Annotated in this window: 19 protein-coding genes and 1 pseudogene; 17 read left to right on the top strand and 3 right to left on the bottom strand. The window is 32.9% G+C overall.

Annotation, left to right across the window (positions count from 1 at the left end):
- A complete protein-coding gene (locus FS802_RS00540) occupies nt 1–198 on the bottom strand; it encodes a helix-turn-helix transcriptional regulator (RefSeq protein WP_144524706.1) in 198 nt (65 codons plus the stop codon).
- A 150-nt stretch (nt 199–348) separates the two neighbouring features.
- Here FS802_RS00540 and FS802_RS00535 point away from each other — a divergent pair, with 150 nt between their 5' ends.
- The 9 genes and pseudogenes from FS802_RS00535 to FS802_RS00495 all read left to right on the top strand — a co-directional run bounded on the left by FS802_RS00535 (nt 349) and on the right by FS802_RS00495 (nt 7,478).
- Nucleotides 349–651, top strand: coding sequence for a hypothetical protein (locus FS802_RS00535; RefSeq protein WP_144524704.1), 303 nt, complete (start codon nt 349–351; stop codon nt 649–651).
- Nucleotides 648–830, top strand: coding sequence for a hypothetical protein (locus FS802_RS00530; protein ID WP_000156984.1), 183 nt, complete (start codon nt 648–650; stop codon nt 828–830). The genes FS802_RS00535 and FS802_RS00530 overlap by 4 nt, the downstream gene beginning before the upstream one ends.
- Before the next feature lie 118 nt (nt 831–948).
- Entirely contained in the window at nt 949–2,139 is a 1,191-nt protein-coding gene (locus tag FS802_RS00525) for an FtsK/SpoIIIE domain-containing protein (RefSeq protein ID WP_144524702.1), read from the top strand.
- Entirely contained in the window at nt 2,081–2,701 is a 621-nt protein-coding gene (locus FS802_RS00520) for a replication-relaxation family protein (protein ID WP_144524700.1), read from the top strand. Before FS802_RS00525 ends, FS802_RS00520 begins: the two co-directional genes overlap by 59 nt.
- 250 nt (nt 2,702–2,951) lie before the next feature.
- On the top strand, nt 2,952–3,662 hold the full coding sequence (locus FS802_RS00515) for a hypothetical protein (protein ID WP_144524698.1): 711 nt from the start codon (nt 2,952–2,954) through the stop codon (nt 3,660–3,662).
- A 203-nt stretch (nt 3,663–3,865) separates the two neighbouring features.
- Nucleotides 3,866–5,608: pseudogene (locus FS802_RS00510) on the top strand (RNaseH domain-containing protein); the annotation flags it as partial.
- Nucleotides 5,609–5,816: 208 nt separating this feature from the next.
- Nucleotides 5,817–6,590, top strand: a complete 774-nt coding sequence (locus tag FS802_RS00505; protein ID WP_000732197.1) for a DUF3959 family protein — start codon at nt 5,817–5,819, stop codon at nt 6,588–6,590.
- Between the two features lie 128 nt (nt 6,591–6,718).
- Nucleotides 6,719–7,135: a DUF3995 domain-containing protein gene (locus FS802_RS00500; RefSeq protein ID WP_098654024.1), complete on the top strand. Its 417-nt coding sequence runs from the start codon at nt 6,719–6,721 to the stop codon at nt 7,133–7,135.
- A 139-nt stretch (nt 7,136–7,274) separates the two neighbouring features.
- Nucleotides 7,275–7,478, top strand: a complete 204-nt coding sequence (locus FS802_RS00495) for a hypothetical protein (RefSeq protein ID WP_098654023.1) — start codon at nt 7,275–7,277, stop codon at nt 7,476–7,478.
- Nucleotides 7,479–7,727: 249 nt separating this feature from the next.
- Here FS802_RS00495 and FS802_RS00490 read toward each other — a convergent pair whose 3' ends face one another.
- Nucleotides 7,728–7,940: a hypothetical protein gene (locus tag FS802_RS00490; protein ID WP_000409414.1), complete on the bottom strand. Its 213-nt coding sequence runs from the start codon at nt 7,938–7,940 to the stop codon at nt 7,728–7,730.
- A gap of 229 nt (nt 7,941–8,169) precedes the next feature.
- Here FS802_RS00490 and FS802_RS00485 point away from each other — a divergent pair, with 229 nt between their 5' ends.
- The 6 genes from FS802_RS00485 to FS802_RS00455 all read left to right on the top strand — a co-directional run bounded on the left by FS802_RS00485 (nt 8,170) and on the right by FS802_RS00455 (nt 13,517).
- Nucleotides 8,170–9,174, top strand: a complete 1,005-nt coding sequence (locus tag FS802_RS00485) for a DUF1835 domain-containing protein (RefSeq protein ID WP_098654022.1) — start codon at nt 8,170–8,172, stop codon at nt 9,172–9,174.
- A gap of 146 nt (nt 9,175–9,320) precedes the next feature.
- On the top strand, nt 9,321–9,725 hold the full coding sequence (locus FS802_RS00480) for a hypothetical protein (protein WP_000282702.1): 405 nt from the start codon (nt 9,321–9,323) through the stop codon (nt 9,723–9,725).
- A 158-nt stretch (nt 9,726–9,883) separates the two neighbouring features.
- Entirely contained in the window at nt 9,884–11,119 is a 1,236-nt protein-coding gene (cypA, locus tag FS802_RS00475; protein ID WP_144524696.1) for a cytochrome P450, read from the top strand.
- 266 nt (nt 11,120–11,385) lie between these two features.
- Nucleotides 11,386–12,669 carry an MFS transporter gene (locus FS802_RS00465; protein ID WP_075307154.1) on the top strand — a complete coding sequence of 428 codons (1,284 nt, stop codon included), beginning with the start codon at nt 11,386–11,388 and terminating at the stop codon, nt 12,667–12,669.
- Complete coding sequence (locus tag FS802_RS00460) at nt 12,659–13,291, top strand: Vat family streptogramin A O-acetyltransferase (protein ID WP_078183857.1); 633 nt, start codon at nt 12,659–12,661, stop codon at nt 13,289–13,291. The genes FS802_RS00465 and FS802_RS00460 overlap by 11 nt, the downstream gene beginning before the upstream one ends.
- 70 nt (nt 13,292–13,361) lie before the next feature.
- Nucleotides 13,362–13,517: a DUF1540 domain-containing protein gene (locus FS802_RS00455; protein ID WP_000046092.1), complete on the top strand. Its 156-nt coding sequence runs from the start codon at nt 13,362–13,364 to the stop codon at nt 13,515–13,517.
- A 102-nt stretch (nt 13,518–13,619) separates the two neighbouring features.
- On the opposite strand, the gene FS802_RS00450 is transcribed toward FS802_RS00455, so the two are convergent.
- Nucleotides 13,620–14,117 carry a PadR family transcriptional regulator gene (locus FS802_RS00450; RefSeq protein ID WP_098654020.1) on the bottom strand — a complete coding sequence of 166 codons (498 nt, stop codon included), beginning with the start codon at nt 14,115–14,117 and terminating at the stop codon, nt 13,620–13,622.
- Nucleotides 14,118–14,257: 140 nt separating this feature from the next.
- Here FS802_RS00450 and FS802_RS00445 point away from each other — a divergent pair, with 140 nt between their 5' ends.
- Both FS802_RS00445 and FS802_RS00440 read left to right on the top strand, forming a co-directional pair.
- Nucleotides 14,258–15,472 (top strand): cytochrome P450, encoded by a 1,215-nt coding sequence (locus tag FS802_RS00445; protein WP_144524694.1) that lies wholly within the window; start codon nt 14,258–14,260, stop codon nt 15,470–15,472.
- Between the two features lie 112 nt (nt 15,473–15,584).
- The gene (locus FS802_RS00440; protein ID WP_098654018.1) at nt 15,585–16,163 is read left to right on the top strand and encodes a cysteine dioxygenase family protein; all 579 of its coding nucleotides are present in this window, start codon (nt 15,585–15,587) and stop codon (nt 16,161–16,163) included.
- Nucleotides 16,164–16,185 lie beyond the last annotated feature (22 nt).

The raw sequence follows: 16,185 nt of genomic DNA, 5'->3' as shown, positions 1-16,185 counted from the left end.
TTATTTCATATCTTCCTCAATCCAAATGTCTTCTAATTTCATTTCCAGTGCACGAGCAATACGATAGGCAACAGGCAAGGATGGGAGTCCGCCTTTTAATAAATTCGTCATTGCTGAATTACTTATATTCGCTTTCTTTGCGATATATCCATATTTGATGCCTTTTTCATCAAGAATTTGTTTTAGTTGACTTCGCATAATTTCCACATCCATTTTAAATTTTTGCTTGTCCATATAAATATTTTGAGAATGGACGTGCAAAATCCTTCTTTCCAGGTCATATACCTATATCAAGACCACGAGGAATACCAAGTGGAATCAAGGACATCGAGAGGGGAGAGGGCGCGTATGCGTTGGCAATATTCACATTTGAATGAAACGCCTTACCTGTATCCATCAAAAGAATTAAGAGGTATGTATAGGGATTCAAATGGAAAAAAAGAAACAAGTGCAATTGTGGACCACATGGAAAGACATGAGGTTTTTGATAATCGTGAATATAAGGGTTATTACCGTTTATCCAACGATATTATGGATGATTTATATGAAGACGAGGATGAAATGCTTGATTGGGGAGATGTCATTAATGAGTATCAACCGGTTATGACACCGAAAGGATTACAACTCATTCGAAAAGAGGGATTCAAATGACAATCGTTGGTGAAGCGGTAGTAGTATGGACGGCAACGGGCTTGTCAGTGATTACGATGAAGGTTGCAGAGAAAATGGGGCAGAGTGTTCCACATTGGCTTCCACGTATGACTATGTACACAACGCTCACAGGCTCGTTCTTGTATCTTCTACGTTATGTGCTTTTCGCGTTTCTATAGGAGAATACCAACGTGGAATTGTAGGACATTTACTGACAGATGACATAGAACATGTACGGGAGTCTTCCAAAAATAAGGGATATATACCCTTATAAAGGGTAAATGGGGAGTGGAGAAAATGATTGAATTATTACTCGTTCCAGCTGCAGGTCTAACAGTGGCATTATTCGGTGAAAAGTTCAAAAGTAAAAATGATGATAAGCGAAAAATACAGGTGTTTTTTGAGGTAGCTGGTATTGCAATCAAAAGAAATAATGAAGAAAAATTACAATATCCGAAGTTCCAAAAACAAATTGATGATGATCGTAGTACGACTTATGTATATACCTTACCGTTAGGTATGCCGAGTAAAATCATACAGAAGGTAGAGGATGTTGTTTCTGAGGGATTAAATAAACCAGTACGTATTCAATACGATAATTATAAATTGAACATTCGCGTGTTTTACAGTGAGATACCGAAGAAGTGGAATTGGTCAACAGGATTAGTGAAGAAAGGGAAATGGCGTATTCCAGTTGGTCAGAGTCTAGAAACGATTGTATATCACGATTTTGATGAAACACCGCATATGGCTATAGGTGGATTAATTCGTATGGGGAAAACTGTTTTCCTTAAAAATATGTTTGCTTCCTTATCATTAGCAAATCCAGATCATGCACATTTTTATTTAATTGATTTAAAAGAAGAAGGGCTCGAATTTAGCGAATATAAAAAACTGAAACAGGTTGAACAAATCGCAGAAACATCAGAACAAGCACATGGCATGCTGTTAAAAGTAATGGAGAAAATGCATGAGCGTGGGAAGTACATGAAAGAACGTGGCATCAAGAATATTGTTCACATGAAAGAAAAAGACCGATATTTCATTGTAGTAGATGAAGGAGCAGTACTCGCACCTGCAAAAGGATTACCGAGAGCTCATAATAAAATGCTGGAAGAGTGCCAATACATGCTGAGTCATATTGCACGTGTTGGAGGGGCACTTGGGTTTCGTATTGTCTTCTGTACACAATATCCAACAGGAGACACATTGCCAAGGGTAGTCAAACAGATGGCGAATGCAAAACTTGGTTTCCGTTTACCAACTCGTACCGCATCAGAAGTTGTAATTGATCAGTCCGGATTAGAACAACTACCATCTATTCCAGGAAGAGCTATATATATGAAGGAAAACTTCACTGTATTGCAAGTGCCATATATCGATGATAAGGTCATGTGGGAACATCTAAAAGAATATGAGGTGGAAAAACATGAACATCCAGAGTCACATGAAAATCAACCGTCACATGGCGATACTTGCGACGATTAGAAAGCTCCAGTTCGCTACAAGAAGACACGTAATGAGTGTGCATGATATGGGTGGTATACGAAATGCAAACAGAATTATGCATGATTTGAAGCCGTATTTGAGTAAGACAATGCAAGGGAAAGAGTATGTGTACTATCTCAATAAAGAAGGGCATGCTTTGTTTGGTGATGACGGTAAGGTGGTTTCAAGAGGAAAGCTTGCACATGCATTATTACGGAATGAAGCATGGTTATATTTATTCTGTCCGGATGATTGGCAGATTGAAACGGATATACGTTATATAAAGAATAAGGAAAAAAAGAAAATAGTTCCTGATGTGAAGTTTCGAAATGAAGAAGGAATATTGCATGCAGTTGAAGTGGATCGCTCACAGAAAATGAAAGTGAATGAAGAGAAGTTGAAAAAATATGAAGAACTTACGCAAATTTATAAACAGAAGCATAACGGGAAAGTGCCGGTGATTCATTTTTTTACAGTGACAAAGTATAGGGAAATGAGATTAGAAGAGTTAGCAACTAAGTACGATGTGTTTGTGAAGGTGTATGTGATTACAAATATATAAGAGAAAAATAAAAAGGAACAGCAATTCTGTGGCGACATAAATCGTTACAACTCTTAAAAAATAGTTATTTACATCATTATTATCGGATATACAGATTAATACTATGAAAATTTGATTCTACGTTCACTTAGTGGAAAATAAAGGCTATAATATGAACAAGTCGCATTAATAATAAATAAATAGATAAATCGAATTAAAAAGGAAATGCATATGGGTATAAATAATACCTTTGGGGAGGAAACGGATATACATGAGAAGAAAAACACGGTCAAATTTGATCTTGTTCAAAAAAAGACCAATTCATAGAAAAAGGAACAGAAAATTAAGATTGGTAAATTCGCATGAAAATGAATATACACAGAAAAATACAGGGAAACATTTGATGCATAGAGTTTTCAATTTTCTTTGTTTTGTTAGTGTAATAGCGGGAATTATATATTATACAACAAATGACGATTTTCTTTGGATAAATATTGGGGTTACTGAAGAAGAAGCCCTAGCAATAACGCATGATGTTGTTAAAACTCAAACCCAATTAATCTTGCAAGATTTAGGCGTTGGAGATGATGGGATTTCAAGTAAAATAATAATTCATAATACTTATCCAGATAATGGTTATGCCGGTTTGTTCTATGGCGATTATGTGATTGCAAATGGAGTGAAATCATATGTTCAAAAATCTGGAGTTATTGATATATATCCGATGGTTTATTTTATGAGGCGGGATAAGGGTGGAAACATAGTATCAATACCTTCTAATCAACGACCTAATAAAGATGGCTTTCGTGAAGGGATGAATCAAGTACTTGCCCATGAATTGCGGCATTATTGGCAACATCAAACAGGTGTATTTTATAAACATCCTTATGATACTAGTATCCCACATGATGAACGTTGGGCTGAAAAAGATGCAAATGATTATATGGAGAGATATTACAAGTCAATTCAACATAAAAACTAGTCTATATGTTGAATATGAAACGGTGAACTGTTTTACAAGTGATAATGAATAGAAGAAAAATAAAAAAGTGCTAACAAGTTTGCAAACGAACTTGCTAACACCTATACAAAATAGACATAATTTATCGCTGATATGTCGTCTTTGAAAATAGCTTTAATCAGTTAAATCACACTTATACGAAATGCACATAAAAATAGTCTTAATATCAAGAATATAATCATCCAGACATTCCATTGCTATTAAGACGAAAACGGGGCATGATATTAATTTCTACACCAGAATTTGCATCGAATAATAAAAAATTACGGTTTGTAAAACTAAAAGTACAACAAGCTACAAACGGCATAAAATGGATTAAGATATTTAGAAATTTAAAAGAGGATTTTCATATAGGTGGAGAAGTTGAATTAGAGCATATTCTTCAATATCCGAAAGATTATATGCTAGGAGCAAATATTAGGGTGCTGCTTCCATACAATGAGAGAATATATAAAGTGCAAGGTACTAAAATAAAACCTGGTATAAAAGTAAAGGAAAGAGAGTATCTATTTAAAGGGTTTCAGCAAAAATTCTCTTATTTCACATTACTACCAGAATGTAAAAAGCTAGCAACAAATAATGAAAATGAATTATTCCCTTTAATTGCACCAAAAGGATTAGAGACTATAACGTTAGAAATATGGTCTGAAAAAATTTCAATGGAAGTAGAACAAGCGTTATTTGAAAGTGAAATTGTGTTAGCTCATATTGGTGAGTCATCTTATGTATTAAATGCAGATTCTCCAGTATTGTTAAAAATAGTAAGATATAATATTGAAAAAGTATTGCAAAATCCATATAAAATGCAATATTGCCAGAAATACAAAACAAACTTAGTAGAGGATGTTATGAAAGCGGTTTATGCTACTGCAGGTGAGCGCAATGATGCAACATTGGCGTTAATCGCAATGAAAAATTGTGATGGGCGTGAAAAAATTGATCCAAAGCAAATCGTTAGAGAAGGGTTTGCACGAACAAACCGTATTTCAGCATTTATTAATTTATTTATAGGCCAAAGTGTATCCCGTAAAACAATTATAAATTGTATTCTTAGTTTATTAGAACAAAAAGGATTTTTGAAACGTAGTTGGAATAAGATAAATTTACCTTGTACATATGTTAATTTATCAATTGAACGAATCTCGAAATTCGATTTCTTACCTATTATTTCACAAATAAAAGGGAAAGAAATTTCATATAAATTATACGGGAATACTGAGTGGCAAACGATTGATCGTTTATTATTAAATATAAATAAACATAATGCCTTTTTACCGCAGCCTTCAAAAAGAAATGATATGGGGATTCAATTTAAACAATTTGTTTCTGAAACACTAACGGGAATTTTACAACATGCAAAAGAGCAAAATGAGCAAGTATATTTCATTATAGATGCGAATTTAAGAAAACATTGGATAAAAGAGTTACAAAATAAAAAAATTGATATAGATACTTTCCCTGAGATTGTTCCTGATGTGCTAAAGGTTCCAAACTTAAACATTATAAGAATAAATACATCTTTTGATGTACCAAAATACGGCGAGATAGAATGTGATGATATACTGGATGGCACAAGTTTATACACAGATCAAAAAGGAATGTATTATAGCACTGGTAAATATTCGATTAATGGTAGTGAAACATTACAGCGATACATACTTGAAATATTACCGCTAGGTGTAAAACCTGTAGAAAGGAATTATATTGCCAAAATGATACATTACATGTGTTGTAATTCAAGTATGCTGTTAGAAAAGGATGTACACATGCCGTATTCCATGCATATGGCAAAAGTAGTAAAGGGCTATATGACGGATATAGATGCAAGAGAGTTTAAAGAGTTTGATGATGAACTGGATGTAGATATAATGAAAATAGAAAAGAAAGATTCAATTATTCTGCTCTAAATAATAGTAGACAAATCCTGCTCATTATATTGATCAGGATTTGTCATTTTTTCATGTAAATAAGGATATCTTTTGTCATGTATCTTTTCTTTTACGTATTTACTTTATTTACATACAGGATTAAGATGTTTTTTAGAAATAAAAAACTACATCATTTGGGAAAGCAATATGAATTGATTCAAAATAAATTTGAAAGGAATGAGGAATTGTGAAGAAATTAGATGTGTTATTAATGCTATTGAGCGGCCTCTTTCCGGTTGCAGGAATTATAAAGCAAATCCCACTAGAACAATCTTTATATATCGGGGGCCTTTTATTTTTTACTAGTTTCGGTAGCTATTTTGCGAAAAAAATATATTCACGTATATGTAGTTGGATAGCGTATGCGCCATTTATAACACTACTGTTAGTCATTTGGCATCAGGATATTTCAACAAGTTCAATAATAGGGAATGCGAAAATCGCCGCTTGTATCGCTTTAATTCCATGTTTATTCCGTTTTCGTACATATGGACTTACTTTCGGTTTATTCTCATTATGGGCCGCTTTACTTTGGGATATTAAAGAAGTACAGTCGTTAGTCATACTTGAACGTATGTCGAGTTTAATGACAAGTCATTATTTATATCTTCTACTGTTAGTTGGAGGACTTATATTAGGTGGATTACTTGCGATGTTATTACACCGTAAAGAGAACGATACTGATAAAGAAAATATAAATCTATTTCATCAAAAAAAGAAGCGTAAAAAATTATCATTTAAGATTCCACTTCCAAAATTACCGAAGCTTAAGATGAAATTATTTAAGTTTGGTGGAAAAGTATCAAAACGAAAAACGCCAGAAAAAATACGTGAGCATAATTACGAAGAACCAACGCCAGCTGCAACTTATGAAATGACAGAGCAAATACATCAATTTAAAGAAGGTACTACTCAAGGACAAACGAGGATGGAACGTCGTAGAAATAGGTATAATGCATAAGATATTTGAGTAACCCTTTAATGATTTATCATTGAAGGGTTTTTTATGTAATTATATATAGATTGCTAATGAGAAATTTATAGCATACCTTAAAGTTAAGGACTTAAATAAAATAATGGGAGGACAAAATGCTTATTATTACATATATTTCTGTCTGTATATTATTTTTAGTTAGCTTTTTACATGTTTACTGGGCTTTCGGAGGTACGTGGGCGACAAATAGTGTCATTCCAACAAGATCTGGAGAAAAGGCATTTATACCAGGTGTAGGAATGACATTGTTCATTGCGTTATTATTAAGTATGGCGGCAATGATTTTATTACAACAAACAAATGTTGTTCATTTTGTATTTCCTAATAGTATTGTTCAATTGGGCTCTTGGATTTGTATGATTGGTTTTTTTATAAGAGTAATTGGTGAGTTTCATTATTTTGGCATCTTTAAGCGAAAAAAAGATACGCGTTTTGCTAAAATGGATACTGTTTTATATATACCACTTTGTGCATTTTTATCTTTATCGTTCTTACTAGCAATTATAACGTGAACATAAAATAGTAGCTGCCTTTTCTAAAATAAATAAACGTGAATTAGCAAGGAATAAAAGTGAGAAATCTAGTAGTAAATAAAAAGGATGTAAGCGCCTTCTTATCGAAATATAGATTATTATGAAAGGCGGTGACACTATGAAGTATGTAAAAGTCTGTATGAATGGCGGAAGTGAACACAAATTCTCGATGACTTTAGATCTGTTTGAAGAACTTATTACTACAGAGAATGGACTATTAGAAAATAAATTAGTTAGTATTGAAAATGTAATGATTAATCCTACTAATATATCTTCTGTAGTTGAAAAAATTGGTGTACCAGCTAAGTTTATGGAAGCTTAAAAATCAGTACATAAAAAAACATCCATAGGAATGTTTTTTTATGTGTAAATATAATAATTATACAATTAATAAATAAGCAGAATTTTTAGCAATACGTATACATTTGATGTTTAATAGATGCACAATAAAATAAGTACAAGCATATATTATGTTGTAGGACAAGACCTTCGTGTCCTACTTAATACTCAGAAAAAACCTCTATCACATGAGAGCATCCAATTGCAGGGTGCTCTTTTTTTATCCCGTGCTTTAACTTTCAATTTTAAACATATCTTTGATGTTAATAAATATTAAAAATAATATAATAGCAAAAATTAAGTTTGATAAATAGAAATCTTGATGAAATAGTAGTTCGAAGATGACATCGAAAACATATAATATGGCGATAGTAGGTAATATACAAATAAATATAAATCTCCAATTTTTTAAATAATGTTTATAAGTAGTAATCGCTTTCTCCATACATATAGCTCCTATATTTTTTATTTTCTATATAATTATACATTTAAATAAAGGGATTTACAAAGGGATATTTAGTAATTAAGAATTGTAGGAGAGATTTTGATGAAAATGTGGATTGCTGTAGCAATCTGAATAATAAATGCTTTTATTTTAAAAAAACTTTAAAAGAATGATACTAAAATGATACACTATAATATACGTTATTTATGAAATGAATAGAGGGATTTGTGTGATAGATAAAATCAAAAATGTTGTAGAAGAAATGTACGAAGATGAAGCAAAACATTTACTTCAAAGTATTCTAATTCAGTTAAATTTGTTAGAAGAAAACTATAGTGAAGATACCATTGAAAATTTAATGGATATTCCTAAACAACTAACGAGTAATACATCTTATAAAAGAAATGTAAAAGAAAGCTCACATGTTCATATTGCATTTGATGATTCAACAGCTGGATGTTTAAAACATATGCTTAGTCAAGAAGAACGATTGGAAGAGAGGGTTGTCGCTTTTTCTGAATTCTTTTCAATTGGGCCGATAAACAAGTTACATATGAATGAGGGACAACTAGCAAGACAGAAATGGTTAGTAAACAATTTAACTGCTTATGATAATTATTTTGAAGAAGAGTATTTACCAAGGTTTTTAGAAACTATGGAAGAACTACACACTATTCCTATTGAAACGCCTATTACAATTTGGAAAGCTAATAACGCACATGAACATGTAGGCCTATGTTTTGTAATGGCGCAATTAAAAGATAAGAAAAACATTCGCGTTATTAATACGTCTGAAGCAAGTAAAGAAATATTAAAAAAAGAGTATGCTATTCGTGGAACAGGAGAATTACCGCCTGACAGTTTAGCTCTATTCCAAAAAAGTTTTGCAGAATCTCCGTATTTAACTGAAGAGAAGCGAATGAGGTTTGAAGAGGAGTGGTATAGATTATCGAAAAGTACGGAGTTTCTAAGAGTTTGGAAAGAAAATGAAGTGCGTTCTGTACAAGAAGATTATTTTGATCAATTTATTATTGAATGCGCGAAAAGTATAGGTGCTGATCGAGAATTCCTAAAAGCTCCAAGAGTAATTGGTGAAGCGCTTGGTCTTGTAGAGCAGTTAGTTGGCGATACGTTTTTAGAATATCGCTTAAAGGAATTAATTAAACAAGACGTATTTGAATTTGAAGGTTCACTAAAAGAAATGCGTTTTTATAGTGTAAAGTTAAGGGAATAATAAATACATTTTATTTTTAAAAACCTCGTATTTTAAATAATACGAGGTTTTTAAATTGAATTTGGGCTATAACATAAGCTTCCTATAGAGCGCATATTACATATGAATGTTAAAGGTACTGAATGAAAAGTAGGTGATTTGTTAATATGTATAACCAGCAAAATTATCCATATGATCAAGGGATGTATTATAATCCACAAAACTACGGGTATGAATCTGTAAATGAAGTGAGAGATATGGAACAAGAAGATTATAGACCAGATGATGCGGAAGATGCTCCAACGTCACCACCACCGTCACAAGCGCCGTCGTTACCGTCTACATTTGCTTCTCCAGCTCAAGCAGGGAATATGAAATCATGGATGTGTAACTGTCTAGGAAGATGGGGATATTTACGTTTGCATCGTCCTGGACCTTTCGGAAGAGACTTATGGTTCTTCCCGACTGAAGTGAGGAGAAATGGGGTTTCAGGTTACACTTGGCAAGGTGGTCGCCGTCGTAAAGTAAGTTATCGCTATCAACAAATTAGTAATTTCATGTGTTTTGCGTAAAGAAGAGTGAGAGAGTAGAAGGATTTTACTCTCTCACTTTTTATTTTTCAATATACGAAGTAAGGTTTTGAATGAAAATTTACAATTTTCGCGTTTTTATTAGAGTATAATGCATATGTTGGTTGGTTTTCAAAAACAAATGAGAGTGAGGGAATACAATGTCAATGAAAAACAAAGTTGGGCTAAGAATAGAGGATGGTATTAATTTAGCTTCAGCTCAGTTTAAAGAAGATGCGTATGAAATTTATAAAGAATCTAGAAAAGTGCAACCTATCTTATTTGTGAATAAAACTGAATTAGGTGCAGAGTGGCTTATTACAAGATATGAAGATGCTTTGCCACTATTAAAAGATAATCGCTTAAAAAAAGATCCGGCCAATGTATTTTCTCAAGATTCATTGAATGTCTTTCTTACTGTTGATAATAGTGAGTATTTAACGACGCACATGCTAAATTCAGATCCACCTAACCACAATCGTTTACGATCACTCGTACAAAAAGCTTTTACACCGAAGATGATCACGCAATTGGGAGGAAGAATACAGGATATTGCAGATGATTTGTTAAATGAAGTCGAGCGAAAAAGTTCATTAAATCTTGTTGATGATTACTCGTTTCCTTTACCGATTATTGTAATAAGTGAAATGCTCGGCATTCCAAAAGAAGATCAAGCGAAATTTAGAATTTGGTCTCATGCTGTCATTGCATACCCAGAAACGCCAGAAGAAATAAAAGAAACCGAAAAGCAACTATCTGAGTTTATTACATATCTCCAATATTTAGTTGATAATAAACGAAAAGAGCCAAAAGAAGACTTGGTGAGTGCATTAATACTTGCGGAAAGTGAAGGGCATAAACTTAGCGCCCGAGAACTATATTCAATGATAATGTTACTAATTGTGGCGGGACATGAGACAACGGTAAATTTAATAACAAATACGGTATTAGCACTTCTCGAAAATCCGGATCAATTACAGTTATTAAAAGAAGATCCAAAATTAATTGATGCAGCTATTGAGGAAGGATTACGATATTATTCTCCAGTTGAGGTTACAACTTCAAGATGGGCAGATGAACCTTTTCAAATTCACGACCGAACAATCGAAAGAGGAGATATGGTTGTCATTGCATTAGCTTCTGCAAACCGTGATGAAACTGTATTTGAAAATCCGGAAGTATTCGATATTACTCGGGAGAATAATCGTCATATTGCATTTGGCCATGGTAGCCATTTCTGCTTAGGTGCTCCACTTGCTAAGTTAGAAGCAAAAATTGCTATTACTACTTTATTTAATCGAATGCCTGAACTAAAAATAAAAGGTAACCGTGAAGAAATGAAATGGCAGGGTAATTATTTAATGCGTTCTTTAGAGGAATTACCATTAACATTCTAGAATATTTATTGTAGACATGCATACATAGAAAATGATTTACATAGAGTATGTATGTGTTATTTAAATTCGAAACGGAAGGGTGAAAACATCCCAATGATCAACTAATTCTATTTGTAAGAGATCTTCGTTAAAAAACGAAATATTCTTCTGAATAGGATTAGTCTGTGCATTTATAGAAAAGGGATGTATTTCGCTCTGCGAATATATAGTCTTTTTATATGATTTGTGCTGCCTCCTGTTCAGAACATGAAATAGGAGGCTTTTTTATGTCGACAAATGTAGTAACGAAACAAAACAATGGGGTATCACAAGTATTAAAAAATCGGTTTGTGCAAGGAATTCTTGCATCAGCATTGTTTTTACAAATTGGAATATGGGTTCGGAACTTTGCGGTATTACTATATGTAATGGAAATGACGAAAGGTGATGCTTTTGCTATTTCAATGATTTCGGTTGCTGAGTTTGCTCCAATTTTCATCTTTTCCTTTATAGGTGGAACCTTTGCTGATAGGTGGAAGCCAAAGAAGACAATGATATGGTGTGAAACGTTAAGTTCCATTTCAGTATTCGCTGTATTAATTACACTTATGTTTGGAACATGGAAAATCGTGTTTTTTGTCACGCTTATTTCTGCAATCCTTTCGCAGTTTTCTCAACCATCAGGTATGAAATTGTTTAAACAGCATTTATCAACGGAACAAATCCAATTAGCGATGTCTATATATCAAACAATATTTGCGATTTTTATGGTGTTAGGACCGATTCTTGGAACATTTATCTTTCATAGTTTTGGAATTTATATTTCAATTATCATAACAGGTATCGCTTTTTTACTGGCAGCAGCTGTGTTGTTATTTCTTCCGAAAGATCTTGAGAATAAAAATGAGAAAAAAGAAATCACGTTGTTACAGGAAATGCTAGACGGTATTAAATACGTAAAAAAGAAAAAAGCATTAACTTTGCTTGGGCTTTGTTTTATGGCAGCAGGACTAGGTATAGGATTGATTCAGCCATTAGGTATATTTATTGTGACTGAGCAGTTAGGGTTATCAAAAGAGAGTTTGCAATGGTTACTAACAGTAAATGGCGCGGGTATGATTGTTGGCGGCGCTTTAGCGATGGTATTTGCGAAAAATGTTGCTCCGCAAAAGATGTTAATTGTAGGGATGCTCGGTCAGGCAATCGGCATTGGTATTATTGGTTATTCGACGAATTTATGGGTGACACTTACAGCACAACTTTTTAGTGGGTTAGCTCTTCCATGTATCCAAATAGGTATTAATACGCTCATTATTCAAAACAGCGATACAGATTTTATTGGTCGTGTAAATGGCATTTTAAGTCCACTATTCACCGGTTCAATGGTAGTAACAATGAGTATTGCTGGTTCATTAAAAGAGGTGTTCTCATTAAGTACGATGTATGAGGGCACAGCTTTACTATTTATAATTGGATTATTATTTATTTTACCTATATACAATTTAAAGCCAGTAATAGCGGTAGAAAGTGAAATAAATGGTAAAGGAAGTGCTGTACAACATGAATCCTAATCCAAATGTAAAATACCCAATTGAAGGAAATCAAAACGTTCATTTTATAAAAAATACAATAACGAAAGCTAATATACTTGTTGGTGACTATTCTTATTATGATGCGAAAGATGGAGAAACATTTGAAGATCGAGTATTACATCATTATGAATTTCTTGGAGATCATCTTACTATTGGAAAGTTTTGTTGTATTGCAAATGGAGTTACCTTTATTATGAACGGAGCGAATCATCGGATGGATGGATTTTCGGCATATCCATTTAATATATTTGGAAATGGGTGGGAGAAGTATACACCTAATTTGTCTGATTTACCTTACAAAGGTGATACAGTTATAGGAAATGACGTATGGATTGGTATGGATACAACGATTATGCCTGGAATAAAAATAGGGGATGGTGCAATCATTGCAGCTAAATCTGTTGTGACTAGAGACGTCGCACCGTATACAATTGTTGGCGGAAACCCTGCAAATAAAATAAAGCAAAGATTTACAAATGCAATAATAGAAGAATTATTGCAAATTCAATGGTGGCATTTTGACATTGAAAAAATAACAGAAAATATAGATGCTATTGTACAAGGAAACATTGAACCATTAAGAAAACTAAAAAGGGAATAAAAAATGCATGACAAAGAGTATCATACCTCCGAATTTTGTTAATGATATTAGAACAAGGAGGTGTGATACTATGGCACAAGACGTTTTATGTGAAGTAAACAACTGTAAATTTTGGGCTAACGGCAATAAATGTAGTGCAGATGCAATTTATGTAGTAAGTAATAAAGGGAAACATGCATCAACTACGGAAGAAACAGATTGCAAAACTTTTGATCCAGAAATATAAAATTTTTGAAGGGTAGCCAAATCGTGGTTGCCCTTTTATTAATTATAGTATTGATAATAAATCTCATTTTCATTCATTGTTTTTAACTTTTCTTGTTAATTTTTATATTTTCTTCATAAGTGATGTAATCCAGAGCAATTCGTGTTCTATACGTGATTTACTAAATTCAATGACTTCTGTAATAAAAGATGAGCTAACATGTAAAGATTGAACAGCAGTAAGCTGTTTATGTAGTACGTCTTGGCGTATTGTTAAAATTTCTTTTCTACCTTCGTAATCAAGTTTTTCAAATAGGGCGATACGTACAAGGAACTCAGCGTTATTTGTCGCAATTTTTTCAGGAAACTCTCTTAACATTTCATAAAAAATTTCTTCTCCTGTTTCAGTTATGTCGTACATATTTCGGTTTGGCTTTCCGACTTGTTTATGTATTTTTTTCGTTATAGCACCCATATTTTCGAAGCGCCGAAGAGCGGGATAAAGTGTGTTATGATTTAATTCGAAATTCTCACCTAACCGGTTTTGAACATTTTTCTTTATTTCATATCCATGTTTTGGTCCAGTTGTTAATTCTGCTAATAGTAAAATGTCAACGTACATAAAAATCCCCCTTATATATTTCTCAAGTTCCTCAATGAAAAATCTCCTTTTGTATATGTTAAAATAACATATGTTAGATTATACAACTTTGAACTGCCGACCTATCACTTTTATTGTAAAAGAAAAGGGAGGAAAGAACTATGGCTTCGCCCGAAAATGTGATTTTAGTTCATGAAATTTCAAAGCTGAAAACAAAAGAAGAATTGTGGAATCCGTATGAATGGTATCAATTTATGAGGGATAATCATCCGGTTCATTATGATGAGGAGCAGGATGTATGGAATGTTTTTTTATACGATGATGTAAATCGAGTTTTATCGGATTATCGATTATTTTCAAGTAGAAGGGAACGAAGACAATTCGCAATCCCACCTTTAGAAACTAGAATCAATATCAATTCTACTGATCCACCGGAACATCGCAATGTACGTTCTATTGTTGCTAAAGCATTTACTCCAAGAAGTTTAGAACAATGGAAACCTCGAATACAGGCTATCGCAAATGAACTTGTACAACATATAGGAAAATATAGTGAGGTTAATATCGTTGAAGAGTTTGCTGCACCTTTACCTGTTACTGTCATATCCGATTTATTAGGAGTGCCAACAACGGATCGTAAAAAAATTAAAGAATGGTCTGATATTTTATTTATGCCATATAGTAAAGAAAAATTTAACGATTTGGATGTAGAAAAAGGAATTGCGTTAAATGAATTTAAAGCATATCTTCTTCCAATTATTCAAAATAAAAGATATCATTTAACCGACGATATTATCTCAGATTTAATACGAGCTGAATATGAAGGTGAAAGATTAACGGATGAAGAAATTGTTACTTTTTCTTTAGGTTTGTTAGCGGCTGGTAATGAAACAACTACAAATTTAATTATTAATAGCTTCTATTGTTTTTTAGTGGACTCACCTGGAACATATAAAGCATTAAGGGAATCACCTAAATTAATTTCAAAAGCGATTGAGGAAGTATTACGCTATCGCTTTCCCGTTACATTAGCTAGGAGGATTACAGAGGACACAAATATATTTGGACCTTTTATGAAAAAGGATCAAATGATTGTTGCATGGGTAAGTGCAGCAAATGTAGATGAGAAAAAATTCTTACAAGCTTCTGAGTTTAATTTACACAGAATAGGAAATGAAAAGCATTTAACCTTTGGTAAAGGTCCTCACTTTTGCTTAGGGGCACCACTTGCACGTTTAGAAGCTGAAATTGCATTAACTACCTTTATAAATGTCTTTGAAAAAATAGAGTTATCTCCATCGTTCAATTTAGAAAAATGTATATTGGAAAATGAACAAACATTAAAATACTTACCTATTCTTTTGAAAACTAGGTAAAACGTTCAGCAAGGTGCATTGTATTGTACCTTGTTTTTTATTTCTCAATTGTAAAATTCTAGTGTGTTTTATAGTATGGAAGTGTGTGAAAGAAGAGTAGAGGAGGATACTTATGTTAACGTGTAATGGAAGTAAAACGTTTCAAGCATTTATTAAAGCTGTAACCGATTTAATAGATAGTAATTTATCCGAAGAGCAAATGGTTTGTGCAATTGAAAAATTACTAGGAAAACTATTAGAAAAGAAAAGATGGCTTCCGTTAGAGAAACAGAAGGTCAATTCGACTCAATATGCACGACACTTGCTATATGAAGATCCTTTAAAGCGTTTTGAAGTATTAGCTCTTGTATGGAAAGATGGTCAATCTACCCCTTTACATGATCACGATGGCACATGGGGAGTAGAAGGCGTTTTTACAGGAAGAATAATGGTGCAGAACTTTATACAAACTAAGCAGCTTGAAAATTCACTTGTTTATTTAACACATACAGGAAATCTTTATTTGGGAGAAGGAAAAACAGATAAAGTCATTCCACCAGCTGATTGTCATATTCTTGAAATAGGTAAAAATGAAAGCGTTATCACTATTCATATTTACGGAAAACGTTTAGAAAAGTTTAAAATATATGTCCCAACTGAAGAAAAGAATGTGTACATGTGTGAGACGAAATATATTAGTTATAGTTCATAGTTTAAAATCAAAAGCTTTTGAT

The organism is Bacillus sp. DE0042, assembly GCF_007680225.1.
GTDB classification, from domain to species: domain Bacteria; phylum Bacillota; class Bacilli; order Bacillales; family Bacillaceae_G; genus Bacillus_A; species Bacillus_A wiedmannii.
Note: the sequence above shows the minus strand (reverse complement) of the source record. Positions and strands in the feature narration are given on the sequence as shown.

Bases quoted from the DNA above. Each gene is read 5' to 3' on its own strand.
- FS802_RS00540 (WP_144524706.1), bottom strand. From the start codon at position 198: ATGCGAAGTCAACTAAAACAAATTCTTGATGAAAAAGGCATCAAATAT.
- FS802_RS00535 (WP_144524704.1), top strand. From the start codon at position 349: ATGCGTTGGCAATATTCACATTTGAATGAAACGCCTTACCTGTATCCA.
- FS802_RS00530 (WP_000156984.1), top strand. From the start codon at position 648: ATGACAATCGTTGGTGAAGCGGTAGTAGTATGGACGGCAACGGGCTTG.
- FS802_RS00525 (WP_144524702.1), top strand. From the start codon at position 949: ATGATTGAATTATTACTCGTTCCAGCTGCAGGTCTAACAGTGGCATTA.
- FS802_RS00520 (WP_144524700.1), top strand. From the start codon at position 2,081: ATGAACATCCAGAGTCACATGAAAATCAACCGTCACATGGCGATACTT.
- FS802_RS00515 (WP_144524698.1), top strand. From the start codon at position 2,952: ATGAGAAGAAAAACACGGTCAAATTTGATCTTGTTCAAAAAAAGACCA.
- FS802_RS00500 (WP_098654024.1), top strand. From the start codon at position 6,719: ATGCTTATTATTACATATATTTCTGTCTGTATATTATTTTTAGTTAGC.
- FS802_RS00495 (WP_098654023.1), top strand. From the start codon at position 7,275: ATGAAGTATGTAAAAGTCTGTATGAATGGCGGAAGTGAACACAAATTC.
- FS802_RS00490 (WP_000409414.1), bottom strand. From the start codon at position 7,940: ATGGAGAAAGCGATTACTACTTATAAACATTATTTAAAAAATTGGAGA.
- FS802_RS00480 (WP_000282702.1), top strand. From the start codon at position 9,321: ATGTATAACCAGCAAAATTATCCATATGATCAAGGGATGTATTATAAT.
- cypA (WP_144524696.1), top strand. From the start codon at position 9,884: ATGTCAATGAAAAACAAAGTTGGGCTAAGAATAGAGGATGGTATTAAT.
- FS802_RS00465 (WP_075307154.1), top strand. From the start codon at position 11,386: ATGTCGACAAATGTAGTAACGAAACAAAACAATGGGGTATCACAAGTA.
- FS802_RS00460 (WP_078183857.1), top strand. From the start codon at position 12,659: ATGAATCCTAATCCAAATGTAAAATACCCAATTGAAGGAAATCAAAAC.
- FS802_RS00455 (WP_000046092.1), top strand. From the start codon at position 13,362: ATGGCACAAGACGTTTTATGTGAAGTAAACAACTGTAAATTTTGGGCT.
- FS802_RS00450 (WP_098654020.1), bottom strand. From the start codon at position 14,117: ATGTACGTTGACATTTTACTATTAGCAGAATTAACAACTGGACCAAAA.
- FS802_RS00445 (WP_144524694.1), top strand. From the start codon at position 14,258: ATGGCTTCGCCCGAAAATGTGATTTTAGTTCATGAAATTTCAAAGCTG.
- FS802_RS00440 (WP_098654018.1), top strand. From the start codon at position 15,585: ATGTTAACGTGTAATGGAAGTAAAACGTTTCAAGCATTTATTAAAGCT.